The sequence below is a fragment of the Pseudomonas sp. SWRI77 genome (assembly GCF_014269105.1).
GTDB lineage: Bacteria > Pseudomonadota > Gammaproteobacteria > Pseudomonadales > Pseudomonadaceae > Aquipseudomonas > Aquipseudomonas capeferrum.
The window spans coordinates 81451-107507 of record NZ_JABWRV010000023.1; the positions used below are offsets into that span (position 1 = coordinate 81451).

The following is a 26057-nucleotide window of genomic DNA, read 5'->3' on the forward strand; positions in this document are numbered from 1 at the left end:
ACCTCAAACCAAGGGCCTAGCGGCTTTAAGCCGCCAACCGCCCACTGGCAATCGCCTCCGAAGCCGCCAGCATCGCCCGCAACAACACCGCACACCCCGCCGCCAGATCCTCCGGCGTGGCATTCTCGATTTCGTTATGGCTGATGCCATTCTCGCACGGCACAAAAATCATCCCCGCCGGCCCCAGCTCAGCCAAAAAGATCGCGTCATGCCCGGCGCCGCTGACAATATCCATGTGCGCCAGCCCCAGCGTATCTGCCGAATCCCGCACCGCATCGACACACGCCTTGTCGAAGTACAACGCCGGGAAATCCGCCGTGGGGGTCAGCTCATGCGCCAGGCCATGCTTGGCGCAAGTGCTTTCGATCACCCCACGCACCTCGGCGATCATCGCATCCAGCTGCTCACCTTCAAGGTGGCGAAAATCCAGGGTCATGCGCACCTCACCCGGAATCACGTTGCGCGACCCAGGGTAGGCCTGCAAGCAACCCACCGTGCCACAGGCATGCGGCTGATGACCAAGGGCGGCGCGGTTGACCGCCTCGACCACCGCCGCCGCCCCCACCAGGGCATCCTTGCGCAGGTGCATGGGCGTCGGGCCTGCGTGGGCTTCTACACCGCGCAAGGTCAGGTCGAACCACTTCTGGCCCAAGGCCCCAAGCACGACGCCGATGGTCTTGGCCTGGTCTTCGAGAATCGGCCCCTGCTCGATATGCGCTTCGAAGTAAGCCCCCACCGGGTGGCCTAGCACGGCGCGCTGGCCCGCGTAGCCGATGGCGTTGAGCGCCTCGCCAACACTGACGCCCTGGGCATCGCGCTTGGCCAGGGTGTCTTCCAGGGTGAACTTCCCGGCAAACACCCCCGAGCCCATCATGCAAGGCGCAAAGCGCGAACCTTCCTCGTTGGTCCACACCACCACTTCCAGCGGTGCTTCGGTTTCCACGCCCAAGTCGTTGAGGGTACGGATCACCTCCAACCCAGCCATCACCCCGAAGCAGCCATCGAACTTGCCGCCGGTGGGCTGGGTATCGATATGGCTGCCCGTCATCACCGGGGGCAGTTTGGGGTTGCGCCCCGGTCGGCGGGCAAAGATGTTGCCGACCGCGTCCACACTGACGCTGCAACCGGCCGCCTCGCACCATTGAACGAACAGGTCACGGGCCTGACGGTCGAGGTCGGTCAGCGCCAGGCGGCAGACGCCGCCCTTGGCCGTGGCGCCGAGGCGGGCCAGGTCCATCAACGATTGCCACAGGCGCGCGCTGTCGACGTGGCGTTGGGTGGAATGCAGCACTTGCTTGGCTGGGGTCATGGTCGTTCTCCTCAGGCATTTCTAGTTGTCGGTACTGGCAAGCGGTCACGGCAAAGGCTTGGCCAGCCGCGTCGGGCTGCGCGCCGCCACGCCGCCGAGGACGTAGTAAAGCGCCCCACCCAGCAGCGAACCGGTGAACCAGCCGTAGTCGTAGAACCAGCTGAAACTGCTGTTGCCGATGGCCATGACGGTCAGCGCCACCGGCAGAGCGAAGGCCGCAAAACCTGCCCAGTTCCAGGCCGGATACACGTCGTCGCGGTACAGCCCGGCCAGGTCCAGACGCTGGCGACGGATCAGGAAGTAGTCCACCACCATGATCCCGGCAATGGGCCCAAGCAGGCTCGAATAGCCCAGCAACCAGTTGGAATAGACGCTCTCAAGGCTCAGGTCGGAAACGATCAAGCCAAGCTTTTTGAGCAGTTCGTGACTCATCAGCGCCAAGCCGATAAGGCCGGTCAGCCACACCGCACGGCTACGCCCGATCAGGCGTGGGGCGATGTTCTGGAAGTCATTGGTTGGCGACACGATGTTCGCCGCAGTGTTGGTCGACAGTGTGGCGATCACGATCAGTGCCATGGCCAGGGCCACCCAGCCTGGGCTCTGGATCTTGCCGATCAGGCTCACCGGGTCCGACACCGTTTCGCCCACCAGCGACGCCGAAGCGGCGGTCAGCACCACACCCAGGGCGGCGAACAGGAACATGGTCAGCGGCAAGCCGAAGATCTGCCCCAGAATCTGGTCCTTCTGGCTTTTCGCGTAGCGGCTGAAGTCGGGAATGTTCAGCGACAACGTGGCCCAGAAACCGACCATGGCGGTGAGCCCGGCACAGAAGTAACTGACCACGCTGGCGCCCTCGGGCCGCTTGGGCGGTTGCGCCAGCAACTCGGTCATCGACATGTGCGGCAGAGCCCACACCAGCAGGCCGATGCCGACCGCCACCAGCAATGGCGCTGAAAGGGTTTCAAGCCATTTGATCGACTCCGCCCCGCGCAGCACCACCCACAGGTTGAGGGCCCAGAAGATCATGAAGCCAATCACCTCACCGGTGCCCTCCAGGGCCTTCCAGCCATCGAACATCGAACCGAGGAACAGGTGAATGGCCAGGCCGCCGAACATCGTCTGGATGCCGAACCAGCCGCAGGCGACGACGGCGCGGATCAGGCACGGCACGTTAGAGCCAAGGATGCCGAACGAGGAACGCAGCAGCACCGGAAAGGGGATGCCGTACTTGGTGCCGGGGAACGCGTTGAGGGTCAGCGGGATCAGCACGATCAGGTTGGCCAGCAGGATCGCCAGCAACGCTTCACCCACGCTCAGGCCAAAGTAGGCCGTGAGCACACCGCCCAGGGTGTAGGTGGGTACGCAGATGGACATGCCCACCCACAAGGCGGTGATGTGCCACTTGTTCCAGGTGCGCTGGTGCACCTTGGTGGGCGCGATGTCGTGGTTGTAGCGCGGGCTGTCGAGCACGTCACTGCCCGCCTCCAGCTCGAACAGGCCTTCCTGCTCGATCACTTGCGATCTGCTCTGTTGCATGGGGCCTTCTCCAGGTTTTTCTAATTGTTTGCTCATCGGGCTAACGCGATGGCCGGAGTACACACACCACCAGTACTGCTCCTCCGGTCCGGCCTGGCGGTTGTGGCCGTACTCAAATTGCGTGCCGGGTTGGCCTGCGCCGTCCCGGGTGGCCGCCGCCTACCGGAGGTAATCAACTGAACTGCAAAGCATTTATCTGCGCCTGGCGAAAGTACGGTGTTCCCCTCGCCTGCTGCGCATACCACCTTCGGCCGCCCCTGCACCCTGCCTTTGGTTTCAATCTGGTGCAGCCTGGTTTTTTGAGCAGGATAGCCGGCCCTTCGAACCGGTTATCAAGCAGCTGATTTTGCATGGAAAATCTTGACCAATTTGGCTTCTTGTCAAGTGCGTCAAAATGGTGAAGGGCCTCACCATTTTGGTGATTTCTATATTTTTACCTTTAATATCAATAACTTATAAATGTTATAAGCTAATAAATTATTTTCTTGAACAATCTCAAATCACCATCTAAATTTCATTCTTGTCAGGTCTGACAGGATTGCAAGTCACCCTTCAGCCACTGGCCGATAACAATTCAAGAACCGGCCCAGACCGGTCAGCCTGCGAGGAAGACGGCATGTCCCTGTTGATCCGTGGTGCCACCGTGATAACCCACGAAGAGCGTTACCCCGCCGATGTTTTGTGTGTCGAGGGTGTGATCCGCGCCATTGGCGAAAACCTCGACCCCCCCACCGACTGCGAAATCCTCGACGGCACTGGCCAGTACCTGATGCCCGGCGGCATCGACCCGCACACCCACATGCAACTGCCCTTCATGGGCACCGTGGCCAGCGAGGACTTCTTCAGCGGCACTGCTGCAGGCCTGGCCGGCGGTACCACCTCGATCATCGACTTCGTCATCCCCAACCCGCAGCAGTCGTTGCTGGAGGCCTTCCACACCTGGCGTGGCTGGGCACAGAAGAGCGCCTGCGACTACGGCTTCCACGTCGCCATCACCTGGTGGAGCGAGCAGGTCGCCGAAGAAATGGGCGAGCTGGTGGCCAAGCACGGGGTCAACAGCTTCAAGCACTTCATGGCCTACAAGAACGCCATCATGGCCGCCGACGACACGCTGGTGGCCAGCTTCGAGCGCTGCCTGCAACTGGGCGCGGTGCCCACCGTGCATGCCGAGAACGGCGAACTGGTCTACCACCTGCAGAAAAAACTGCTGGCCCAGGGCATGACGGGCCCCGAGGCACACCCCCTGTCGCGCCCTTCGCAGGTCGAAGGCGAAGCCGCCAGTCGCGCCATCCGCATTGCCGAAACCATCGGTACGCCGCTGTATGTGGTGCACATCTCAAGCCGCGAAGCGCTGGACGAAATCACCTATGCCCGGGCCAAAGGCCAGCCGGTGTACGGTGAAGTACTGCCCGGCCACCTGCTGCTCGATGACAGCGTCTACCGCAGCCCGGACTGGGCCACCGCCGCCGGCTACGTGATGAGCCCGCCCTTCCGCCCACGGGAACACCAGGAAGCCCTGTGGCGCGGCCTGCAATCGGGCAACCTGCACACCACCGCCACCGACCACTGCTGTTTCTGCGCCGAGCAGAAGGCTATGGGCCGCGACGACTTCAGCCGCATCCCCAATGGCACCGCCGGTATCGAGGACCGCATGGCCGTGCTGTGGGATGCCGGGGTCAACAGTGGGCGCCTGTCGATGCAGGAGTTCGTCGCACTGACTTCCACCAACACCGCGAAGATCTTCAACCTGTTCCCGCGCAAGGGCGCCATCCGCGTCGGTGCCGATGCCGACCTGGTGCTGTGGGACCCAGAGGGCACGCGATTGATCTCGGCGCAGACCCACCACCAGCGCGTGGACTTCAACATTTTCGAAGGCCGCACCGTGCGCGGCATCCCCAGCCACACCATCAGCCAGGGCCGTGTGGTCTGGGCCGATGGCGACCTGCGCGCCGAACCTGGCGCCGGCCGTTACGTGGAGCGCCCGGCCTACCCCTCGGTGTACGAGGTGTTGGGCCGACGCGCCGAGCAGCAGCGCCCGACACCCGTCCAGCGCTGAGCCTTACCCACAGCACCCGCACTGCCGTACCGGCCCTGAAGAGGCCGGGCGGCGCCGTATTGCCGTTGACTGCCACATCCAAAAAAGAAAAGAGAGGCTAACAACCGTGATCGATGCCCTGAACCACTTGCCGCGCCCCCGGGCCGGCGCCGACCAGTTGGCCGAGCGCTTCGGCGACCTCGCCCCGCCCCTCACCGCCCGCCAGGCCGCCGTGGAAAGCGCCCGCTGCCTGTATTGCTACGACGCCCCCTGCGTCAATGCCTGCCCAAGCGAAATCGACATCCCCTCGTTCATCCACCGCATCAGTGACGAGAACCTGCAAGGCGCTGCCGAACGCATTCTGTCGGCGAATATCCTCGGCGGCAGCTGTGCGCGGGTATGCCCGACCGAAATCCTCTGCCAGCAAGCCTGCGTGCGCAACAACGCCCAGGAATGCGCACCGGTGCTGATCGGCCAACTGCAGCGCTATGCCTTGGACAACGCCCACTTCACCGAGCACCCCTTCACCCGCTCGCCAGCCACCGGCAAGCGCATCGCCGTGGTCGGCGCAGGCCCGGCCGGGTTATCCTGCGCGCACCGCCTGGCCATGCATGGGCACGACGTAGTGGTCTTCGAAGCGTGCGACAAGGCCGGTGGCCTCAACGAGTACGGCATTGCCCGTTATAAGTTTGTAGACGACTACGCCCAGCGCGAGGTGGAATTCCTGCTGGGTATCGGCGGTATCGAAATTCGCCACGGTCAACGCCTGGGTAGCAACCTCAGCCTGGGCGAGCTGCGCGATCAGTACGATGCGGTATTCCTGGGCCTTGGCCTGAATGCTGTGCGTCAGCTCGGCCTGGCCGATGAAGAAGCGCCTGGCGTGCTCGCCGCCACTGCATACATCCGCGAACTGCGCCAGACCGACGACCTGAGCCAACTGCCGCTGGCCGACCGCTGCCTGGTGATCGGCGCCGGTAACACCGCCATCGACATGGCCGTGCAGATGAGCCGCCTGGGCGCCCGTGACGTCAACCTGGTGTACCGCCGCGGCCACGCCGACATGGGCGCCACCGACCACGAGCAGGACATCGCCAAGGCCAACCAGGTGCGCCTGCACACCTGGGCGCGCCCCGATGCCGTGTTGCTGGATGACGCCGGCAAGGTGCGCGGCATGCGCTTCGCCCGCACGGCACTGGCAGATGGGCGCCTGCGCGACACCGGCGAAACCTTCGAGCTGGCCGCCGATGCGATCTTCAAGGCCATCGGCCAGCGCTTCGACGACGCCAGTCTCATCGACCCCGTGGCCACGCAACTGGCCCGCGACGGTGAACGCATCCACGTCGATGCGCACATGCGCACCAGCCTTGCGGGTGTCTACGCGGGCGGCGACTGCACCGCCCTGGGCCAGGACCTCACCGTCCAGGCCGTGCAACACGGCAAGCTGGCCGCTGAAGCCATCCATGCCCAACTCATGCTCAATGTGGAGGCTGCGTAAATGGCCGACTTGTCTATCGAATTCGCCGGTATCAAGGCGCCCAACCCTTTCTGGCTGGCCTCGGCGCCACCCACCGACAAGGCCTACAACGTGGTCCGCGCGTTCGAGGCCGGTTGGGGCGGCGTGGTCTGGAAGACCCTGGGCGAGGACCCGGCGGCGGTCAACGTGTCGTCGCGCTACTCAGCGCACTACGGCGCCAACCGCCAGGTGCAGGGTATCAACAACATCGAGCTGATCACCGACCGCTCGCTGGAGATCAACCTGCGTGAGATCACCCAGGTGAAGAAGGACTGGCCCGACCGCGCGTTGATCGTATCGCTGATGGTGCCGTGCGAGGAACAATCGTGGAAGTTCATCCTGCCCCTGGTGGAGGCCACGGGCGCCGATGGCATCGAACTGAACTTCGGCTGCCCCCACGGCATGCCTGAACGTGGCATGGGCGCGGCGGTCGGCCAGGTGCCGGAGTATGTGGAGATGGTCACCCGCTGGTGCAAGACTTATTGCGCCCTGCCGGTGATCGTCAAGCTCACGCCGAACATCACCGACATTCGCCAGTCGGCCCGCGCCGCGCACCGCGGCGGGGCGGATGCGGTGTCGTTGATCAACACCATCAACTCGATCACCAGCGTTGACCTGGACCGCATGGTGGCCCACCCCATCGTCGGCGACCAGAGCACCCATGGTGGTTACTGCGGCTCGGCGGTCAAGCCGATCGCCCTGAACATGGTCGCGGAGATCGCCCGCGACCCCGAGACACGTGGCTTGCCGATTTGCGGCATCGGCGGTATCGGCAACTGGCGTGACGCTGCCGAGTTCATCGCCCTGGGCAGCGGCGCCGTGCAGGTGTGCACGGCCGCGATGCTGCATGGGTTCCGTATCGTCGAAGACATGAAAGACGGCCTGGCCCGCTGGATGGACCAGCATGGGCACCGCAACCTGGAGGCGTTCAGAGGCCAGGCTGTGGGGCATACCACCGACTGGAAGTACCTGGACATCAACTACAAGTCAGTGGCACACATCGACCAGGACGCCTGCATCGGTTGCGGGCGCTGCCACATCGCCTGCGAAGATACGTCGCACCAGGCCATTGCCAGCACGGCCAAGGCTGATGGCACCCACATCTACAGCGTGATCGAGGAGGAATGCGTGGGCTGTAACCTGTGCCAGATCACCTGCCCGGTGGAAAACTGCATCGACATGGTGGCGCAGGATACCGGCAAGCCTTATCTGAACTGGACGCAGGATCCGCGTAACCCCTATCGCGAGGCGAGCTGAGGCTGAAAAGGCCGGGGCCGCTGCGCGGCCCCATCTCTGGTCAAACCACCGCCGTCTCATGCAGGTACACCCACACCACCCGCTGCTCGTCACACTCCACAATGGCCAACGAATACCGCGCAGTCTCCTGCCCCTGCAACCGGTGCGTCTCCTTGTAGCGCACCGCCACACTCGCCCCCGCCTGCCACACTACCTGCACGTCACTGACCTCGATTTCCAGCCCTGGCCGAGCCCCGGCCCCCCGCTCGAACAACTGCCCCACCTGCTGCCGATCAACGATCGCGCCCGCCGTGGTGACCATACTGAAGTTGTCGGCAAACACTGCCAACAACTCGCTGCGAAGCGCCTCGGTTCGCGCAGCGGGCCGGGTGAATACTGCATGGATCAGATCATGTACATCGTGGATGCTGCGTGCAGCCCGTTCACTCAAGGTCATATCAAGGTTCCAAACCAATGCCACGCAGGATGACACTGGTCACCGTCTGCACCGCGTTTTCGAATGCCATGTCCGACAAGGGCTCGCCGCCATTGAGCAACGCCACTTGATAGCCAAAGTCGGCATAGTGCTGGGTCGATGCCCAGATCATGTACAACAGCGCAGACGGCTCTACCGGCAGGATGCGCCCGTCTTCCACCCAACGGCGAATCTTGGTCTCCTTCAGCTTCGCCCAGGGCACCAGGCTTTCGTCCAGGCTCACGCCCAGCACGGGCGCGCCGTGCAGCATTTCTTCAGCCCAGATTTTCGAGCCCAGCGAGCGTGACCGCGAATGGCCCATCTTGGCGCGGATGTAGCTGGTGAGCACCACACGTGGGTCATCGAAGTTCTCGAAACACAGCGCATCCTGCTTCCACACATCCAGCAGGTCCTGCAGCACGGCGCGGAACAGGTCGTCCTTGGTGCTGAAGTAGTAATGAAGGTTGGAGCGCGGCAACTCGGCCTGCTCGGCGATATCGCCCATCGAGGTGGCGCCATAGCCTTTCTCGGCGAACACCTTTTCTGCAGCCTGGAGAATCTTCTCGATGTTGCGCCGGCGGATCTCGATCTTGTGGTTGGCCATCAAGCTTGGGCCGTCCACACCGCCAGTTCATAGCCGTCCTGGTCGACGAAGTGGAACCTTCGCCCGCCGGGGAACGAGAACGTGGCACGGCTGATCTGCGCACCGGCGGCCTCGACCCGCTGCTGCGTGGCGTCGAGGTCGTCGGCGTACAGGATGACCAGCGGGCCACCCGGGCGTACCGGCTCGCCTGTAGTAAAGCCACCCGTCAGCCGACCATCGCTGAATTCAGTGTAGGCAGGGCCGTAATCGGTGAAGCGCCAGCCGAAGATGCTGCCATAAAAGGCCTTGCTCCGTGCGATATCGCTGACATTGAATTCGATGTTGTCGATCTGCCGATCGTGGCCACGAACGCTCATGCGTGCTCCTTGCCGAGAGGTAATTGCCCTAGTCTACTCCGGTCGTTTCGCTCAATCGAATCAGGCAGCCTGGAACAACCGCGTGATCACAGGCTGCTGGCGGTGCCGCGCCTGCCAGATGTCGTAATCGGCCTGGATGGCCAACCACAGCCTGGCCGTACTGATACCCGCCATCTCCAGGCGTAATGCCAGGTCTGGCGACATTGCCGCACGGCCATGCAACACCCGCGAAAGCGCTTCACGCGAGAACCCAAGGTGCGACGCAAAGGCTTTCACCGTCAGGCCTAGCGCCGGCAGAACATCCTCACGCAAGCTTTCGCCGGGGTGTGGCGGATTGTGCAAAGGCATGGTCAGCCCTCCTGTTCAGTGATAATCAAGGTAATCAACCAGCTCGACATCCGAACCTGTAAAACGAAAAGTCAGTCGCCAGTTACCAGAGACGCTGATTGACCAGAAGCCTGACAAGTCACCCTTGAGCGAGTGCAAGTGCCATCCTGGAAGGCTCACGTCTTGTGCCGTCATGGCGCGATCGAGAAATTGCAACTGACGCTTCAAACGCTGTATGTGAGCGGCCTGGACCCCTCGGGTATTGCCCGTTTCATGAAGGATTCGTAATCCCTTGTGCCGAAAACTGATGATCATGGGTAGCTCGCCGTGTCCATTTGGGAGACGGGCTAAGTGTGACCCCACGCATCACACACAGCAAAGTAACATATGTGACTCGATGCGTCACACATTTATTAAGACCTGAAATCCTCCACAATGGGCACGCTAACCACAACGCGCCCGATCGCGCACCGGGCACTGCGCGCGGTGCAGGTTCAGCGCCGTGTTGATGATGCCGATATGGCTGAACGCTTGGGGGAAGTTGCCCAGCATTCGCTTGCCTGCCGGGTCGTACTGCTCCGCCAGCAACCCCAAGTCGTTGCACAGGCCGGTCAAGCGTTCGTACAGGGCCTGTGCCTGGGCTTGCCGGCCTAACAGGACATAGACATCGGCCAGCCAGAACGAACACACCAGGAAGGTGCCCTCCCCAGGGGTCAGGCCGTCGCTGCAGCTGTCGGTGTCGTAGCGCAACAACAGGCCATTTTTCAGCAGCCGCTTTTCGATTTCTGCCAGCGTACGCAAAAACCGTGGGTCTTCCGCCGGCAGAAAGCCGGTCAATGCGATCTGCAACAGGCTGGCGTCCATTTCGTTGGCGCCGTAGGCCTGGACAAAAAACGCCCCGCTCGGATCCAGCCCGCGCTCGCACACCTCACGGCGGATCTCGTCTGCCACCTGGCGGTAATGGCGCCCGCGCTCGCGGTCCTCTTCGGTGGTTTCGGCCAACCCCGCCGCGCGGTCGAACGCCACCCAGGCCATGACCTTGGAGTGCACGAAATGCTGCCTGCCACCGCGAACTTCCCAGATACCTTCGTCCGGGTCTCGCCAGATGCGCTCCACGTACGGCAGGATCAAGCGGGCAATCGCGGCGCTGCGTGGGTGGCGGGGCAAACCGCCTTTGATCGCCTGGGTCATGGCATCGGCCAGCTCGCCGTAGATATCCAATTGCACCTGCCCGGCCGCCGCGTTGCCCACCCTCACCGGCTGCGAGTGCTCGTAACCGGCCAACCACGGCAGGGTGTACTCCTGCAGGTCACGCTCGCCGGCCAGGCCGTACATGATCTGCATCTGTTCGGGGTTGCCGGCCACCGAACGCAACAGCCATTCGCGCCAGGCCTGGGCTTCGTCGAAATAGCCCAGGCTCATGAACGCCAGCAGGGTCATGGTGGCGTCGCGCAGCCAGCAGAAGCGGTAGTCCCAGTTGCGTTCGCCACCTATGCGCTCGGGCAGCGAGGTGGTGACAGCGGCGACGATGCCGCCGGTGGGCGCGTAGGTCATGGCCTTAAGCGTGAGCAGCGAGCGCCGCACCAGGGCAGTGTAGGGACCGACCTCCGGGCTGCGGGCGGCAAAGGCCTGCCATTGGTTGATGGTTTGCGCCAGCGCTGCCTCGACATCGCAATCGGGCTGCACAGGCAGGTGCGAGGGTTGGTGGCGCATGCTGAACACCTGACGTTGGCCGGCACCGACGCGAAAGCGTGCGACGGTGTGGTGGTCGCGTGCATGCGAGGGGACCGTGCTGCACAGGATCAGGCGGTCAGGGCCGGCTACGGCGCTGAGGGTCAGGGGGTCGAGCTTTTCTACCCAAGGCACGCTGCGCCCATAGTCGAAACGCAGCACCAGGTCCATCTCGAAGCTGGTTTCGCCGGCCAGGCCTTCGACGATGCGCACGACCGAGTTGACCTCGCCCAGGGGCATCAGGTCGAGCACGCGCGCCCGGCCAGAGGCAGTGACCCAGGTGGTTTCAAGCACCAGGGTGTCCTCCAGGTATTGCCGGCTGGTGTGCTCGACCGGGTCGCAAGGGGCCAGGCGCCAGCGGCCGTTTTCTTCATTGCCCAGCAGGGCTGCAAACACGGCGGGGGCGTCGAAGCGGGGCAGGCACAGCCAGTCAATGGAGCCATCGCGGCTGACCAGGGCGGCGCTGCGGCAATTGCCGAGCAAGGCGTAGTCTTCGATGTGGGCGGGCATTGAGTCTCCTTTCGGTTGAGCCGGTTGGTCGCCTGTGTCGGCCTCTTCGCGGGGCAAGCCAGCTTGATCAGGTCACCCCAAACGGTGCCATTCCCGCCTGTCGCGGGTCAGCAGTTCATTGCCAGCCTCTGGCCCATCTTCACCTGCCGGGTATTCATGCACCTCGCCATCCTTGGCCCAGGCGTCGAGAAAGGGCTGCACCGCGCGCCAGCCGTTCTCGATGTTGTCGGCCCGCTGGAACAGCGTCTGGTCACCGGTCAGGCAGTCGTAGATCAAGGTTTCGTAGCCCGTCGCCGGGGTCATCTTGAAGAAGTCCTTGTAGGCAAAGCCCAGCTCGACGTTCTCCATCACCAGCTCAGGGCCCGGGCGCTTGGCCTGCAGGTCGAACCACATGCCCTCATTGGGCTGGATCTGGATCTTCAGGTAGTTGGGCTTGGGCCGCTCCAGCTCCGACTCGCGGAACTGCGCATAGGGCGCGGGCTTGAAGCAGATGGCGATCTCGGTGTCGCGCACGCTCATGCGCTTGCCGGTACGCAGGTAGAACGGCACGCCGGCCCAGCGCCAGTTGTCGATCATCACCTTGAGTGCCACGTAGGTCTCGGTCTGGCTGGCTTCGCCGACATTGGCTTCCTGGCGATAGCCGGGCAAGCGCTTGCGCCCCTGCTTGCCCGCCGTGTACTGGCCTCGCACCGAGTTTTTCAGCGCCATCTTCGCCGACCACGGGCGAATGGCGCCGACCACCTTGGCCTTTTCGCCGCGCACGGCATCGGCGCCAAAGGCGGCCGGAGGCTCCATGGCGACCATCGCCAGCAACTGGAACAGGTGATTGGGGACCATGTCGCGCAGGGCCCCGGTGTTGTCATAGAACGCACCGCGGGTTTCGACGCCGACGGTCTCGGCGGCGGTGATCTGCACGTGGTCGATGTAGTGGTTGTTCCAGAACGACTCGAACAGGCCGTTGGAGAAGCGGCTGACCAGAATGTTCTGCACCGTTTCTTTACCCAGGTAATGGTCGATGCGGTAGATCTGCCGCTCGCCCATCACCTTCAGCAAACAGGCGTTGAGTGCCTCGGCGCTGGCAAGGTCAGTGCCAAAGGGTTTCTCCACCACGACGCGACGAAAGCCACCGGCCGACTCGTCGAGCAGGCCGGCCTGGCCCAGGCGCAGGGCCACTTCGGGGAAGAAACGTGGCGAGGTGGCCAGGTAGAAGATCGCGTTGCCATGACGGGTCGCTTCGATGCGCTTGGCAATCGCCTGGTACGTGGCCGGGTCAAGAAAGTCGCCGGTCTGGTAGTCCAGCCGTTTGGCCAGCCGCGCCCACAGTTTTTCGTCCAGGCACTTGGCGCTGCCCTCGCCGCCCTTGTCACGCTCCAGCATGAAGGCGTGCAGGCGCTCGGCGAACGCCTCGGCGGTGGCCGCATTGTGATCGACGCCAACGATGCGCAGGTTGCGGTCCAGCAACCCGTCACGGCTGAGGTTGTACAGCGCCGGCATCAGCAGGCGCTTGACCAGGTCGCCATTGGCGCCGAACAGAAACAGGGTGCAGGGAGGGGCTGCAGGGATCGTCTGTTTAGTCATTCGCCTTTCTTCTCGACATGCCCACCAAAGCCCAGGCGCATGGCCGAGAGAATCTTGTCGCCATACGTGCCCTGCTGCTGGCGCGAACGGAAGCGGGCGAACAGCGCGCTGGACAGCACCGGCACTGGCACGGCCTGCTCCACGGCGGCGTCGATGGTCCAACGACCCTCGCCACTGTCGGACACCGAACCACTGAACTGCGCCAACTGCGGGTCGGCCACCAGCGCATCGGCGGTAAGGTCCAGCAACCAGGACGTGACCACACTGCCGCGGCGCCAGACTTCAGCGATCTCGGCCACGTCGAGGTCAAAGCGCTGGTCTTCGGGCAGCTCGTTGCCGCCCTTGCTGCGCAGCAAGTCGAAGCCTTCGGCGTAGGCCTGCATCAGGCCGTACTCGATGCCGTTGTGCACCATTTTCACGTAGTGCCCGGCACCGGGTGGGCCTGCGTGGATGTAGCCATGCTCGGCGCGCTGGTGCTCGCCCTCGCGGCCATGGGTACGCGGGATGTCGCCGACGCCGGGCGCCAAGGCCTTGAACAGCGGCTCGAGGCGCTCGAACACGTCCTTTTCGCCCCCGATCATCATGCAGTAGCCACGCTCCAGCCCCCACACGCCGCCAGAGGTGCCCACGTCCAGATAGTGCAGGCCACGTTTGGCCAGATCGGCGGCACGGCGCATGTCGTCTTTATAGAAGGTGTTGCCACCGTCGATGATCGCATCGCCCGGTTCCAGCAGGTCGGCCAGTTGGGCGATGGTCTGCTCGGTAGGGTCACCGGCCGGCAACATCACCCACACCGCACGCGGGGCCTTGAGTTTTTGCACCAGGGCGCCGAGGTCGTGGGCACCTTGTGCACCCTCGCCCTCCAGCCCGACGACGGCGTCGCGGTTGCGGTCGTGCACCACGGTGCGATGGCCGGCGCCCATCAGGCGCCTTGCGATATTGCCGCCCATGCGGCCCAGCCCGACGATTCCCAGTTGCATGAGCCGATGCTCCCGTTTCGAAAATGGATGATGATGCAGTTAAGCGTTTCAGATTAGTCCAGCGTACCGCCCAAGGGTTCAGCGACGAACGGCGAGACCACGATAAACAAAAAAGTTCCCATGGGCGGCGAAAGAATTCAGAATGCGCCCCGCGTGAAGCGACTACGCTTTAACTGTCACCAGCCAAAACCGCGAGGTGTGCTCATGGGTACCTTGATGCCTGCTACTCCAACCCAGACCCTCTATGTCTCCGTACGCCGTGATGAGCTGCGTAAGTTGAAAGACGAACGTGACCAGTTGCGTCAGCAGGTCGCTCAGTTGCACATGATGCTTGAGCAAGCTCGCTCCGGCGACAAAGCTATCAATCTCTGATCGTGACCTTCCCCGGTGGGGGCTGACCGGCTCCCACGCTGCTGTACCTCCCCCTCTTCGCTTGCCTCTGCGCGCGCACCAAAACAGGGCATCCCCGTTCCCTGCGCGACGAAATGATGCGCGTCTGAAAGCCTGTGCCCTACCCTCGAGCACCCCGTTCACATCGGGTCACAGACGCCAACGTTTGCGTCTAAACCGGCCATAACGAAAGTGACCAGTGGGTCACCTTTTTTACTTCTTCTCTCCTACACTCAGCTTTCGGCCCGCCATTTGCTCATAGGAAGAGTGACGTAAAAAAGTCGAACTTTCACAAACGGCGGTGGGTCAGGAACTAAGTAGGCCAAATGCAACGGGACCTCCCCCGCTTCGGCCCACCAACCCCATTCAGTCCAATCGCCTTCGGCCGGAATGCTGATCGCGCTGTGCCTGCGCGCACGACTCAGGGGCATGGATAGCACTACACGGATTTGAACCAGAGAGAACCAACACGAGATAACGCCGCGGGTGCCAGCACCCGGCCAAGCATAGGGACGGAGAGAAGTATGATCAGTGCCGCTGTCGAGCCTCACGTAGATTCATTCAAACCGGACAACCGCGAGCCGCTTACCCCGGAATTCGCCACGACAGGCAAGGCACCCGGCGCACAGCGCCAGCACAACCCGAACAAACGCAAGATCCTGTTCGTCACCTCGGAAATCGCCGACCTGGTCAAGACCGGCGGCCTGGGCGACGTCTCCGCCGCCCTGCCTCGCGCCTTGGCGCACCTGCACGATGTGCGCGTATTGATCCCCGGCTATCGCCAGGTGATGGAGAGCGACAACCCGATTCACATCGTCGGCGAATTGGGCGGCCACGCCGCACTGCCGCCGTGCAAGATCGGCCGTATGGACCTGGCCGATGGCCTGGTCATCTATGTGTTGATCTGCCCTGAGCTGTACCAGCGTGACGGCACTCCCTATGGTGCCAACAATGGCCGCGACTGGCCCGACAACCATATCCGCTTCGCCCGCCTGGGCCTGGCTGCAGCCGAGATTGCCGCCGGCGAAGGCATGATCCACTGGAAGCCAGAAGTGGTGCACGCCCACGATTGGCCTGCAGGCCTGGCCCCGGCCTACATGCACTGGCGCGGGCTGAACACGCCGACCCTGTTCACCATCCATAACCTGGCCTACCAGGGCGTCTACAGCCGTGGCTGCAGCCCGGAGCTGGCAATCCCCGAGCACGCCATGCAGCAGGAAGGCATGGAGTTCTACGGCAAGCTGTCGTTCCTCAAGGCCGGCCTGGCCTACTCCAGCCACATCACCACGGTCAGCGCCACCTATGCCCGGGAAATCACCACCCCCGAGTTTGGCTGCGGCCTGGACGGTTTCCTTGCGGCCAAGGCCCAGCAAGGCCTGCTGGGCGGCATCCCCAACGGCATCGACGAAAGCTGGGACTCGGCCACCGACAAGCACCTGCAACACAACTTCAGCATCAATGACTGGGACGGCAAGGCGCGCAACGCCGAAGCTGTACGCCAGCTGTTCGAGCTCGAGCCCTCCGAGGGCCCGCTGTTTGCCGTGGTCTCGCGCCTGGTCTACCAGAAAGGCCTCGACCTGACCCTGGGTGTGGCTGACTACATCGTCGAGCAAGGCGGGCAGATCGCGATCATCGGCCGTGGTGAGCCGGAAGAAGAACAGGCCATGCGCGAACTGGCGCTGCGCCACCCGGGCCGTATCGGCGTGCGCATCGGTTTCAACGAGACCGACGCGCGGCGCATGTTCGCCGGCAGCGACTTCCTGCTGATGCCGTCGCGCTATGAACCGTGCGGCCTGAGCCAGATGTACGCGCAGCGCTTCGGTTCACTGCCGGTGGCGCGCAACACCGGCGGGCTGGCCGATACCATCGAGTGTGGGGTCACGGGTTTTCTGTTCAACGAATCGACCGTCGAGAGCTACCGCGAGGCGCTGAGCCGCGCCTTCTATGTGTTCGGCAAGAAAGACTTGCTCAACGCCATGCGCTGCCTGTCGATGACCCAGCCGTTCAACTGGTGCCAGGCGGTGGAACCCTACGCTCGCCTCTATGAAGACTTGGTCAAGCAGGCACAGTTCAGCCACAACTGAGCGGAGAATCGAAGATGCACAGGCATGGCGCACAGTTGTTGGACGCCACGTCGGCGCGCTTCGCCCTCTGGGCGCCGGATGCGCGCAGCGTGAGCGTGGAAATCGAGCAGCAGCCGCCGGTCGAGCTGCTGCCCGACAATGATGGCTGGTACACCGGCACCGCCCAGTGCCAGGCCGGCGATCGCTATCACTATCGGATCGACGGCAAACTGCAGGTAGCGGACCCCGCGTCGCGCTACCAGCCCGAGGGCGTGCAGGGGCCGAGCGAACTGGTGGATGTGGCCAGCTACGACTGGCAACACCCCTGGCAGGGCCGCCCGTGGCACGAAGCGGTCATTCAGGAATTGCACGTCGGCGTGCTGGGCGGCTATGCCGGGGTTGCCCGGCAACTGCCACGCCTGGCCGACATCGGCATCAGTGCGGTCGAATTGATGCCGCTGGGGCAGTTTCCGGGTGAACGCAACTGGGGGTACGACGGCGTGCTGCCGTTCGCGCCGCAGAATACCTACGGCAGTCCGCAGCAGCTGTGCGCGCTGGTCGACAAGGCCCATGGCGAAGGGTTGATGGTGCTGGTGGACGTGGTCTACAACCACTTCGGCCCGGACGGTAATTACCTGCACCAGTACGCCAGCCCGTTTTTCCGCGAAGACCAGCAGACGCCGTGGGGCGCGGCCATCGACTTCCGCCGCGCCGAGGTGCGCGAGTTCTTCATCCAGAACGCCCTGATGTGGCTGTGCGACTACCGCTGCGACGGCCTGCGCCTGGATGCGGTGCACGCCATCGACCAGCCAGACTTTCTCGTCGAGTTGGCGCAACGGGTACGCGCTGCGGTGGAGCCTGGCCGGCATGTGTGGCTGGTGCTGGAGAACGAGCACAACCAGGCCTTTTTACTGGAGCAAGGTTTCGACGCGCAGTGGAATGACGACGGCCACAACGCCCTGCACGTGCTGCTGACCGGCGAAACCGAAGGCTATTATGCCGACTACAAACAGCGCCCCATCGACCAGCTCGCCCGCTGCCTGTCGGAAGGCTTCGTGTTCCAGGGCCAGGCCAACCGCCATGGCGAGCCGCGCGGTGAACCCAGCGGGCACCTGGCGCCGAGCGCGTTCGTGCTGTTCTTGCAGAACCACGACCAAATCGGCAACCGCGCCCTGGGTGAACGCCTGACCCGCCTGTGCCCGCCGCCAGCCCTGCGTGCGGCCACGGGCCTGCTGCTGCTGGCGCCGATGATCCCGCTGCTGTTCATGGGCGACGATGACGGCAGTTGCCGCCCGTTCCTGTTCTTCACCGACTTCCACGATGAACTGGCCGATGCCGTGCGCGAAGGCCGACGCGGCGAATTCGCCCACTTCACCGCATTCGCCGACCCCGCGCAGCGTGAGCGCATTCCCGACCCCAACGCCGAGCAGACATTCGAGTCATCACGCCCGCAGCACAATGAGGTCATTGCCGGCTGGCACGGCCTCTATCAGCAGTTGCTCGACCTGCGCCGTCGCCATGTCATCCCGCACCTGCCTGGCAGCCGTGCGCTGGGGGCCGACGTGCACGGCGACAAAGCGCTCAGCGCACGCTGGCGGCTGGGCGATGGCAACACCTTGCGCATCGACTTGAACCTGGCCGCAAGCCCCCAAGCCGTGGAACTACCCCCTGCCGCAACACGGCTGTTCGACAGCAGTGACAACCGCCACCCCGATACCCATCTGGCCGCGTACAGCTGCGTGGTCAGCCTGATTCCCCCTGGCCAGGAGCGCCCATGAGCGAAACCGCCCTGCACCGTCTGGCGGCCCGCGTCGGGCTCAGCCGTGACTGGATCGATGCCAACGCCCGGCCCCAGCAAGTCAGTGACGCCGTACTGCGCAACGTCCTCGAAGGCCTGGGCCACCCCGCCGTCGACGAGACCGCCATCCAGGCCAGCCTGCGCGCTGTGGAGGCCGCCGAGGACAGCGAGCACCTGCCGCCCTTGCTGACCGTCGAGCTGGGCCAACCGCTGGCCCTGCACCGCTATTTCAGCGCAGGCAGCGCGGTGCGTTGCACCTTGGAAGACCACAGCCAGCACAGCCTGGCCCTGGACAGCCAGGCTCGCCTGCCCGGCGAACTGCCCTTGGGCTACCACAGCCTGGAAATCGACGGCCGCACCTTCACCGTTGCCGTGGCGCCGTCGCGCTGCTACAGCCTCGAAGACAGCGTGCCGCAACCGCCACCGCGCTGCTGGGGCCTGGCAGTTCAGCTGTACAGCCTGCGGCGCAGCGGCGATGGCGGCTACGGCGATTGCCTGGCGCTGGAGCAACTGGCACGTACGGCCGCCGAGCGCGGTGCCGACGCCTTGGCCATCAGCCCGATCCACGCCCTGTCGTCCATCGACCAGCAGCACTACAGCCCCTACTCGCCCTCCAGCCGCCTGCTGCTCAACAGCCTTTATGCCAGCCCGGCCGCGCTGTTTGGCGAGCGCGCCGTGCGCATGGCCATCGAAGCCTGCGGGCTGCAGCAGCAGCTCGAAGACCTGGAGCAACGCCCGCTGGTCGACTGGCCCCGCGCTGCCAGTGCCCGCCTGCGCCTGCTCGAAGCGCTGTACCAGGACTTCAGCCAGGGCGATCACCCGCTGCGCAAGGACTTCGACAGCTACCGCGAAGCCGCCGGCCAGGCCCTGGAGCACCACTGCCGCTTCGAAGTACTGCAAGCACAAGCTGTGGAGCATGGTCTGGGCGCCGACTGGCGCAAGTGGCCCAGTGCCTGGCACGACCCCTACCACGCCGAGGTCGAAGCCTTCGCCAATGCCTACCCGGCCAAGGTCGAGTTCCACGCCTTCTGCCAATGGCTGACCGAACGCAGCCTGCAACGAGCCCAGGAGGCCGCCCGTGGCAATGGCATGGCCGTCGGCCTGATCGCCGACCTGGCGGTAGGCGCCGACGGTGCCGGCAGCCAGGCCTGGAGCCGCCAAGACGAGTTGCTGGCCAACCTCAAGGTCGGCGCGCCGCCCGACATTCTCAACCGCTCGGGGCAGGACTGGGGCATTTGCGCGTTCTCCCCAGAAGGCCTCAAGCGCAATGGCTACCGCGCCTTCATCGAGATGCTGCGGGCCAACATGGCCCATGCCGGTGGCCTGCGCATCGACCACGTCATGGGCCTGCGTCGGCTGTGGCTGATCCCCCGGGGCGCCAAGCCCAGCGAGGGCGCATACCTGAACTACCCCCTCGAAGACCTGCTGCGCCTGCTGGCGCTGGAGTCGGTGCGCCACCAGGCGATCATCCTGGGTGAAGACCTCGGCACCGTGCCCGAAGGCCTGCGCGAACACTTGGCCGACAAGGCCGTGCTGGGCATGCGTGTGCTGCCCTTCGAGCAGACCCAACCCGGCCACTTCAGGCCCATTCTCGACTGGCCGGACAGCGCCCTGGCCACCACTGGCACCCACGACCTGGCCCCGCTGGCCGGCTGGCTGCAGAACCGCGACATCGACTGGAGCCATCGCCTGCAGTTGATCGACGCCGCCACCGAACTCCATTGGCGCCACGAGCGCCAGAAAGAACACGACGGCCTGCGCCGCACCCTGGAGGCCAACTACGGCCCCTTGCCCGACAACGACGCGGTGATCGACGCCGCCCTGCGCTACGTCGGCCATACCCGCGCCCCGCTGGTACTGGTGCCACTTGAAGACCTGCTGGGCTGCGACGAACAACCCAACCTGCCCGGCACCACCGAAGGGCACCCCAATTGGCGCCGGCGCTTCGCCCTGCCGGTGCGCGAACTGCTCGACGACGAAGACGCCGCACGGCGACTGGAGCTGCTGGCCCAAGCCCGTGAACAAGCCTGGGAGCGTGACCGATGAAGCCCTTGACCGCGACCCTGCGCCTGCAATTTCACAGCGACTTCACCCTCGACCACGCCGTGCCGCTGGTGCCGTATTTTGCCCAGTTAGGCATCAGCCACCTGTATGCCTCGCCGATTCTCAAGGCCCGCGCCGGCTCCCGCCACGGTTACGACGTGGTCGACCCGACCCAGGTCAACCCGGAGCTAGGCGGTGAGGCTGCACTGGAGCGCCTGGTGGCCGCACTGCGCCAGCACGGCATGGGGCTGATCCTCGACACGGTGTCCAACCACATGGCCGTGGGCGGCGCCGACAACCCGTGGTGGCAAAGCCTGCTGGCCTGGGGCCGGCGCAGCCCGTATGCGGCGTTCTTCGATATCCAGTGGCACTCCAGCGACCCGCTGCTGGCCGGCCAGTTGCTGCTGCCCTTCCTGGGCAGCGATTACGGGGCGGCCTTGAAGCAAGGCGATATGCCGCTGACGTTCGACAAGCACCACGGTGTGCTGCAGATTGCCCACTACGAACACCGGTTCCCCATCTGCCCGATCGACTACGGCTGGATCCTCGCGCAAAGCCCCGAACCCGCCTTGCAGGCGTTGGCCGCGCATTTCACTGCCCTGCACGACAGCGCCCAACCGCTGGCCGACGCCCTGCCCTTGCAGGCTGAACTGGCGCGCCTGGTAAAAGACGGCGCCGACCTCGACGCGGCCCTGCTCGCTTTCGATAGCCGCAGCGAGGCCGGTTTCAAGCGCCTGCACCTGCTGCTAGAACGCCAGACCTACCGCCTGGCCAGCTGGCGCACCGCCGCCGACGACATCAACTGGCGGCGCTTCTTCGACATCAACGAGCTGGGCGGCCTGCGGGTCGAGCGCGCCGTGGTGTTCGAAGCCACCCACGCCAAGCTGTTCGAACTGATCGAACGCGGCCTGGTGGACGGCCTGCGCATCGACCATATCGACGGCCTGGCCGACCCACGCGGCTATTGCCGCAAACTGCGCCGAAGGGTCGATGGCCTGCTGGCCCGGCGGCCCTTGCATGCGGCGCTGGAGCACTTCCCGATCTACGTGGAGAAGATTCTCGGGGCCAACGAACACCTGCACCGCGACTGGCTCACCGACGGCACCACCGGCTACGAGTTCATGAACCAGGTCTCGCTGCTGCAACACGACCCGGCGGGCGAAGCGCCGTTGACCGAGCTCTGGGCCAACGTCAGCGAACGCCCGGACTTCGCCGAGGAGGTGCGCCTGGCCCGCCACCTGGTGCTCAACGCCAGCCTGGCCGGTGACTGCGAATCGGTGGCCCAGGCGTTGCTGCAAGTGGCTCGCGACGACCTGATGACCCGTGACTTGACCCTTGGCGCCATCCGCCGGGCCTTGCAGGCGCTGGTCGCGCATTACCCGGTGTACCGCACCTACTTCAACGCCTGCGGCCGCCCAACCGAGGACGAAGCGTTCTTCCAGCAGGCCTTGGCCGCTGCCCGCCAGGACCTTGGCGAGGCGGACTGGCCACTGCTCGAACAGCTCGAACGATGGCTGGGCGGCCAGCCCTGGCGCGGCTTACCACCGGGCCGGCCGCGCAAGCACCTGCGCCATGCCTGCGTTCGCTTCCAGCAACTGACCGCACCCAGCGCCGCCAAGGCAGTGGAAGACACCGCCTTCTACCGCAGTGCGCGGCTGCTGTCGCGTAACGACGTGGGCTTCGAGGCCGAGCGCTTCAGCGCGGGCCCAGCGTACTTCCATAACGAGGCACAGCGGCGCCTGCGCGACTTCCCCGACAGCCTGCTGGCCACCGCTACCCACGACCATAAACGCGGCGAAGACACCCGCGCCCGCCTGGCGGTGCTCAGCGAACGCGGGCCGTGGCTGGCCAGCCGCGTGGAGCATTGGCGCGAGCTGGCGGCGCCCCTGCGGGCGCAACTGGACGATGGCCTGGCACCCAGCCCCGGTGATGAGCTGATGCTGCTGCAGACGCTGCTGGGCAGTTGGCCGCTGGGCCTTGAGCCACACGATGACGGCGCACTGCGCCAGTACGCCGAGCGCCTGCGGCAATGGCAGCAGAAGGCCCTGCGCGAAGCCAAGCTGCGCAGCAGCTGGAGCGCCCCGAACGACGCCTACGAGGCCGCCTGCGCACGCTACATCGATGGCCTGCTGCTCGATGGCGAAAACCAGCAGTTGCGCAAGTCGCTGGCCGATGCCGCCCAGCTGATCGCCTGCCCGGGCGCGCTCAACGGCCTGGTCCAGGCGCTGTTGCGCATGACCGTGCCCGGCGTGCCCGACCTGTACCAGGGCAATGAATACTGGGACTTCAGCCTGGTCGACCCGGACAACCGCCGCCCAGTCGACTACGCCAGCAGGCGCCGCACCCTGGACGACGCCACGCCGGTCGCCGAACTGCTGGCGCACTGGCGCGATGGCCACATCAAGCAAGCGCTGGTGGCGCGGGTGCTGGACTGTCGCCAGGCGCATGCCGAACTGTTCCGCCGTGGCGCCTACCTGCCGCTGACCGTGCAGGGCCGGCATGCCGACAAGGTGCTGGCTTTCGCCCGCCTGGGTGACGACGAGCGCGCCATCGTGATCGCGCCGCGCCTGGCCAGCGGCCTGCTCGGTAGCGCCCCTACACCGTTGATCCCGGCCCATAACTGGGACGACACCCGGCTGATACTGCCGTTTGCCTTGTCGTCTGCCAACTCGACGGGACTTTTCCCCTGTGCTGCGGTCAGCCTTTCAAAGGAGCTGCCGTTGAGCGCCGTACTGTCGGAATTTCCAGTCAATGTGTTGATACAACAATCTTGAGCATCAGGAGCGTCATGATGAGTGTCGATGAAAAACGTATTCGTGAATTTGCCTACCAGATCTGGGAATCGGAAGGTAAGCCGGTCGGTGAGGAGGAGCGCCACTGGGACATGGCGCGCAAGCTCGCCGAGGCTGAAGCGCTTGCGCCCAAGGCAGCGCCACGCAAGAAAGCGCCGGCCAAGCCTAAGGTAGCAGCAGAGCCGGTTCAGAAACCTGCAGCGGTGAAGAAGCCTCGCGCGGTGAAGAAGCCGGCTGCTGGTTAAACCTGTACCGGCCTCTTCGCGATCCGACTCGCCCCGCGAAGAAGACGGCACAGACGCTGCACTGTTTCCCCCTTCACCACGGCCACACGAGGACCGCCATGAGCCCCCGCATCCCGAAGAAAACCCGCTCAGTCGCCCCATCGCGCATTCGCGAAGGTATGCCCTTCCCCCTCGGCGCCACCTGGGACGGGCTTGGGGTCAACTTCGCCCTGTTCTCGGCCAATGCCACCAAGGTTGAGCTGTGCCTGTTCGACTCCAGCGGCGAACAGGAAATCGAACGCATCGAACTGCCCGAGTACACGGACGAGATCTACCACGGCTACCTGCCCGACGCGCACCCGGGCCTGGTCTACGGGTACCGCGTCTACGGCCCTTACGAGCCCGAGAACGGCCACCGCTTCAACCCCAACAAACTGCTGATCGACCCCTATGCCAAGCAACTGGTCGGCAGCCTGAAATGGTCCGAGGCCCTGTTCGGCTACACCATCGGCCACCCCGACGGCGACCTGTCGTTCGATGAGCGTGACAGCGCGCCCTTCGTGCCCAAATGCAAGGTTATCGACCCGGCCTTCACCTGGGGCCGCGATCAGCGCGTGCAGATACCGTGGGAGCGCACCATCCTCTACGAAGCCCATACCCGCGGCATCAGCATGCGCCACCCGGCGGTGCCCGAAGCGCTGCGCGGGACCTTCGCCGGCCTTGCCAATGACGAGCTGCTCAAGCACATCAAGGACCTGGGCGTTTCCAGCATCGAACTGCTGCCGATCCACGCCTTCGTCAACGACCAGCACCTGCTGGACAAGGGCCTCAACAATTACTGGGGCTACAACAGCATTGCCTTTTTCGCCCCCCACCCCCGCTACCTGGCCAGCGGCAAGATCGCCGAATTCAAGGAGATGGTTGCGCACCTGCATGACGCCGGCCTGGAGGTGATTCTGGATGTGGTCTACAACCACACTGCCGAAGGCAACGAGCGCGGCCCGACGCTGTCCATGCGCGGCATCGACAACGCCTCCTACTACCGCCTGATGCCCGATGACAAGCGTTACTACATCAACGATTCGGGCACCGGCAATACCCTGGACCTGAGCCACCCTTGCGTGCTGCAACTGGTCACCGACTCACTGCGTTACTGGGCCGGTGAGATGCACGTGGACGGCTTCCGCTTCGACCTGGCGACCATCCTTGGCCGTTACCATGACGGCTACAGCGAACGCCACGGGTTCCTCGTCGCCTGCCGCCAGGACCCGATGCTGAGCCAGGTCAAGCTGATTGCCGAACCTTGGGACTGCGGCCCCGGTGGCTACCAGGTGGGCAACTTCGCGCCCGGCTGGGCCGAGTGGAACGACCGCTTCCGCGATACCGTGCGGGCGTTCTGGAAAGGTGACGAAGGCCAGCTGGCCGACTTCGCTTCGCGCATGACAGCGTCGGGCGACATGTTCAACAACCGCGGCCGGCGCCCCTATGCCTCGGTCAATTTCGTCACCGCCCACGATGGCTTCACCTTGCGCGACCTGGTGTCCTACAACAACAAGCACAACGAGGACAACGACGAGAACAACCAGGACGGCACCGACAACAACCTGTCGTGGAACTGTGGCGCCGAAGGCCCCACCGACGACCCGGAAATCAATGCCCTGCGCATGCGCCAGATGCGTAACTACTTCGCCACCCTGTTGTTTGCCCAAGGCACGCCGATGATCGTCGCCGGCGACGAGTTCAGCCGCACTCAGCACGGCAACAACAACGCCTATTGCCAGGACAGCGAGATCGGTTGGGTCAACTGGGACCTGGACGACGAGGGCGCCGCGCTGCTGGCCTTCGTCAAGCGCCTGACCCGCCTGCGCCTGGCCTACCCGGTGCTGCGCCGCTCACGCTTTCTGGTGGGCGACTACAACGAGGCGATCGGGGTCAAGGATGTCACCTGGTTGGCGCCGGATGGCAGCGAAATGAGCGTCGAGCAATGGGAAGACCCCCATGGCCGGTGCCTCGGCATGTTGATCGACGGGCGTGCCCAGGTCAGCGGCATCGCCCGGCCAGGCGCCGAGGCGACGGTGCTGCTGATCGTCAATGCCCATCATGACGTGGTGCCGTTCCAGCTGCCGACCGTGCCTGACGGTGATTACTGGAGCTGCCTGGTGGATACCGACCGGCCAGAGTTGCGCAAGGGGCAGCACTTGGCGTTCGAGAGCACGTTCGAGGTGAAGGGGCGCTCGATGCTTTTGATGGTGTTGCAACGCGAGGAAGAGTGAACCCGAAGGGCCCTGACCGGTCCCTTGTAGGAGCGGCCTTGCGTCGCGAAAGGGCTGCGCAGCGGCCCCTGGATTTCAGCTTCGCCGCAGAGCTGAATTTCAGCTTCGCCGCAGAGCTGAATTTCAGCTTCGCCGCAGAGATTGCTGGGGCCGCTGCGCGACCCTTTCGCGACGCAAGGCCGCTCCTATGTATGGACTCGCCCACATTGTCTAGCTGCTTTTGAGCATTGGAACCCGGTTGCATCTATGTATCAGGCCTATTCGAGGAAGCTTTTCGCTTCTGG

At 64.5% G+C, this 26057-nt stretch carries 20 protein-coding genes; 10 read left to right on the top strand and 10 right to left on the bottom strand.

All coding sequences use genetic code 11. The annotated features are described in order from the left end of the window. Positions 1 to 25: 25 nt before the first annotated feature. Both HU766_RS20555 and HU766_RS20560 read right to left on the bottom strand, forming a co-directional pair. Complete coding sequence (locus HU766_RS20555; RefSeq protein ID WP_186660183.1) at positions 26 to 1309, bottom strand: Zn-dependent hydrolase; 1284 nt, start codon at positions 1307 to 1309, stop codon at positions 26 to 28. A 45-nt stretch (positions 1310 to 1354) separates the two neighbouring features. After that, on the bottom strand, positions 1355 to 2845 hold the full coding sequence (locus HU766_RS20560) for an NCS1 family nucleobase:cation symporter-1 (protein WP_033696709.1): 1491 nt from the start codon (positions 2843 to 2845) through the stop codon (positions 1355 to 1357). 616 nt (positions 2846 to 3461) lie between these two features. Here HU766_RS20560 and hydA point away from each other — a divergent pair. The 3 genes from hydA (at position 3462) to preA (ending at position 7650) form a co-directional block, all read left to right on the top strand. Continuing rightward, positions 3462 to 4901 (top strand): dihydropyrimidinase, encoded by a 1440-nt coding sequence (hydA, locus tag HU766_RS20565; protein ID WP_186660184.1) that lies wholly within the window; start codon positions 3462 to 3464, stop codon positions 4899 to 4901. 106 nt (positions 4902 to 5007) lie between these two features. Continuing rightward, complete coding sequence (locus HU766_RS20570) at positions 5008 to 6375, top strand: FAD-dependent oxidoreductase (RefSeq protein WP_186660186.1); 1368 nt, start codon at positions 5008 to 5010, stop codon at positions 6373 to 6375. Further along, positions 6376 to 7650, top strand: a complete 1275-nt coding sequence (preA, locus tag HU766_RS20575; RefSeq protein ID WP_033696706.1) for an NAD-dependent dihydropyrimidine dehydrogenase subunit PreA — start codon at positions 6376 to 6378, stop codon at positions 7648 to 7650. Positions 7651 to 7690: 40 nt separating this feature from the next. Here preA and HU766_RS20580 read toward each other — a convergent pair whose 3' ends face one another. From HU766_RS20580 to gnd, 8 genes are all read right to left on the bottom strand, one after another. Next, complete coding sequence (locus HU766_RS20580) at positions 7691 to 8086, bottom strand: DUF4440 domain-containing protein (protein ID WP_186660188.1); 396 nt, start codon at positions 8084 to 8086, stop codon at positions 7691 to 7693. Between the two features lies 1 nt (position 8087). Continuing rightward, positions 8088 to 8708: a TetR/AcrR family transcriptional regulator gene (locus HU766_RS20585; protein ID WP_033696704.1), complete on the bottom strand. Its 621-nt coding sequence runs from the start codon at positions 8706 to 8708 to the stop codon at positions 8088 to 8090. Further along, positions 8708 to 9064 carry a VOC family protein gene (locus HU766_RS20590; protein ID WP_186660190.1) on the bottom strand — a complete coding sequence of 119 codons (357 nt, stop codon included), beginning with the start codon at positions 9062 to 9064 and terminating at the stop codon, positions 8708 to 8710. The genes HU766_RS20585 and HU766_RS20590 overlap by 1 nt, the downstream gene beginning before the upstream one ends. Positions 9065 to 9124: 60 nt before the next feature. Further along, positions 9125 to 9412, bottom strand: a complete 288-nt coding sequence (locus HU766_RS20595) for a HigA family addiction module antitoxin (protein WP_033696702.1) — start codon at positions 9410 to 9412, stop codon at positions 9125 to 9127. 15 nt (positions 9413 to 9427) lie between these two features. Then, on the bottom strand, positions 9428 to 9706 hold the full coding sequence (locus HU766_RS20600; RefSeq protein ID WP_077068355.1) for a type II toxin-antitoxin system RelE/ParE family toxin: 279 nt from the start codon (positions 9704 to 9706) through the stop codon (positions 9428 to 9430). 129 nt (positions 9707 to 9835) lie between these two features. Continuing rightward, the gene (locus HU766_RS20605; protein WP_186660192.1) at positions 9836 to 11632 is read right to left on the bottom strand and encodes a glycoside hydrolase family 15 protein; all 1797 of its coding nucleotides are present in this window, start codon (positions 11630 to 11632) and stop codon (positions 9836 to 9838) included. A gap of 72 nt (positions 11633 to 11704) precedes the next feature. After that, a complete protein-coding gene (gene zwf / locus HU766_RS20610; RefSeq protein WP_186660194.1) occupies positions 11705 to 13210 on the bottom strand; it encodes a glucose-6-phosphate dehydrogenase in 1506 nt (501 codons plus the stop codon). Further along, entirely contained in the window at positions 13207 to 14229 is a 1023-nt protein-coding gene (gnd, locus tag HU766_RS20615; RefSeq protein WP_227697295.1) for a phosphogluconate dehydrogenase (NAD(+)-dependent, decarboxylating), read from the bottom strand. The genes zwf and gnd overlap by 4 nt, the downstream gene beginning before the upstream one ends. 165 nt (positions 14230 to 14394) lie before the next feature. Between gnd and HU766_RS20620 the strand changes: the two genes are divergently transcribed. The 7 genes from HU766_RS20620 to glgX all read left to right on the top strand — a co-directional run bounded on the left by HU766_RS20620 (position 14395) and on the right by glgX (position 25773). Further along, positions 14395 to 14562: a DUF6026 family protein gene (locus HU766_RS20620; RefSeq protein ID WP_077068354.1), complete on the top strand. Its 168-nt coding sequence runs from the start codon at positions 14395 to 14397 to the stop codon at positions 14560 to 14562. Positions 14563 to 15104: 542 nt separating this feature from the next. Continuing rightward, the gene (gene glgA, locus HU766_RS20625) at positions 15105 to 16664 is read left to right on the top strand and encodes a glycogen synthase GlgA (RefSeq protein ID WP_186660196.1); all 1560 of its coding nucleotides are present in this window, start codon (positions 15105 to 15107) and stop codon (positions 16662 to 16664) included. Positions 16665 to 16678: 14 nt separating this feature from the next. Further along, on the top strand, positions 16679 to 18421 hold the full coding sequence (gene treZ / locus HU766_RS20630; protein ID WP_186660198.1) for a malto-oligosyltrehalose trehalohydrolase: 1743 nt from the start codon (positions 16679 to 16681) through the stop codon (positions 18419 to 18421). Then, a complete protein-coding gene (gene malQ, locus HU766_RS20635) occupies positions 18418 to 20487 on the top strand; it encodes a 4-alpha-glucanotransferase (RefSeq protein WP_186660200.1) in 2070 nt (689 codons plus the stop codon). The genes treZ and malQ overlap by 4 nt, the downstream gene beginning before the upstream one ends. Next, complete coding sequence (locus HU766_RS20640; RefSeq protein WP_186660202.1) at positions 20484 to 23258, top strand: malto-oligosyltrehalose synthase; 2775 nt, start codon at positions 20484 to 20486, stop codon at positions 23256 to 23258. The genes malQ and HU766_RS20640 overlap by 4 nt, the downstream gene beginning before the upstream one ends. Before the next feature lie 14 nt (positions 23259 to 23272). Then, complete coding sequence (locus HU766_RS20645) at positions 23273 to 23521, top strand: DUF2934 domain-containing protein (protein WP_033696691.1); 249 nt, start codon at positions 23273 to 23275, stop codon at positions 23519 to 23521. Between the two features lie 98 nt (positions 23522 to 23619). Beyond that, positions 23620 to 25773, top strand: a complete 2154-nt coding sequence (gene glgX / locus HU766_RS20650; RefSeq protein WP_033696687.1) for a glycogen debranching protein GlgX — start codon at positions 23620 to 23622, stop codon at positions 25771 to 25773. Positions 25774 to 26057 lie beyond the last annotated feature (284 nt).

What these genes read in the sequence shown, in the direction of transcription:
- HU766_RS20555 (WP_186660183.1), bottom strand. Translation starts at nt 1,309, where the DNA reads ATGACCCCAGCCAAGCAAGTGCTGCATTCCACCCAACGCCACGTCGAC.
- HU766_RS20560 (WP_033696709.1), bottom strand. Translation starts at nt 2,845, where the DNA reads ATGCAACAGAGCAGATCGCAAGTGATCGAGCAGGAAGGCCTGTTCGAG.
- hydA (WP_186660184.1), top strand. Translation starts at nt 3,462, where the DNA reads ATGTCCCTGTTGATCCGTGGTGCCACCGTGATAACCCACGAAGAGCGT.
- preA (WP_033696706.1), top strand. Translation starts at nt 6,376, where the DNA reads ATGGCCGACTTGTCTATCGAATTCGCCGGTATCAAGGCGCCCAACCCT.
- HU766_RS20580 (WP_186660188.1), bottom strand. Translation starts at nt 8,086, where the DNA reads ATGACCTTGAGTGAACGGGCTGCACGCAGCATCCACGATGTACATGAT.
- HU766_RS20585 (WP_033696704.1), bottom strand. Translation starts at nt 8,708, where the DNA reads ATGGCCAACCACAAGATCGAGATCCGCCGGCGCAACATCGAGAAGATT.
- HU766_RS20590 (WP_186660190.1), bottom strand. Translation starts at nt 9,064, where the DNA reads ATGAGCGTTCGTGGCCACGATCGGCAGATCGACAACATCGAATTCAAT.
- HU766_RS20595 (WP_033696702.1), bottom strand. Translation starts at nt 9,412, where the DNA reads ATGCCTTTGCACAATCCGCCACACCCCGGCGAAAGCTTGCGTGAGGAT.
- HU766_RS20600 (WP_077068355.1), bottom strand. Translation starts at nt 9,706, where the DNA reads ATGATCATCAGTTTTCGGCACAAGGGATTACGAATCCTTCATGAAACG.
- HU766_RS20605 (WP_186660192.1), bottom strand. Translation starts at nt 11,632, where the DNA reads ATGCCCGCCCACATCGAAGACTACGCCTTGCTCGGCAATTGCCGCAGC.
- zwf (WP_186660194.1), bottom strand. Translation starts at nt 13,210, where the DNA reads ATGACTAAACAGACGATCCCTGCAGCCCCTCCCTGCACCCTGTTTCTG.
- HU766_RS20620 (WP_077068354.1), top strand. Translation starts at nt 14,395, where the DNA reads ATGGGTACCTTGATGCCTGCTACTCCAACCCAGACCCTCTATGTCTCC.
- glgA (WP_186660196.1), top strand. Translation starts at nt 15,105, where the DNA reads ATGATCAGTGCCGCTGTCGAGCCTCACGTAGATTCATTCAAACCGGAC.
- treZ (WP_186660198.1), top strand. Translation starts at nt 16,679, where the DNA reads ATGCACAGGCATGGCGCACAGTTGTTGGACGCCACGTCGGCGCGCTTC.
- malQ (WP_186660200.1), top strand. Translation starts at nt 18,418, where the DNA reads ATGAGCGAAACCGCCCTGCACCGTCTGGCGGCCCGCGTCGGGCTCAGC.
- HU766_RS20640 (WP_186660202.1), top strand. Translation starts at nt 20,484, where the DNA reads ATGAAGCCCTTGACCGCGACCCTGCGCCTGCAATTTCACAGCGACTTC.
- HU766_RS20645 (WP_033696691.1), top strand. Translation starts at nt 23,273, where the DNA reads ATGATGAGTGTCGATGAAAAACGTATTCGTGAATTTGCCTACCAGATC.
- glgX (WP_033696687.1), top strand. Translation starts at nt 23,620, where the DNA reads ATGAGCCCCCGCATCCCGAAGAAAACCCGCTCAGTCGCCCCATCGCGC.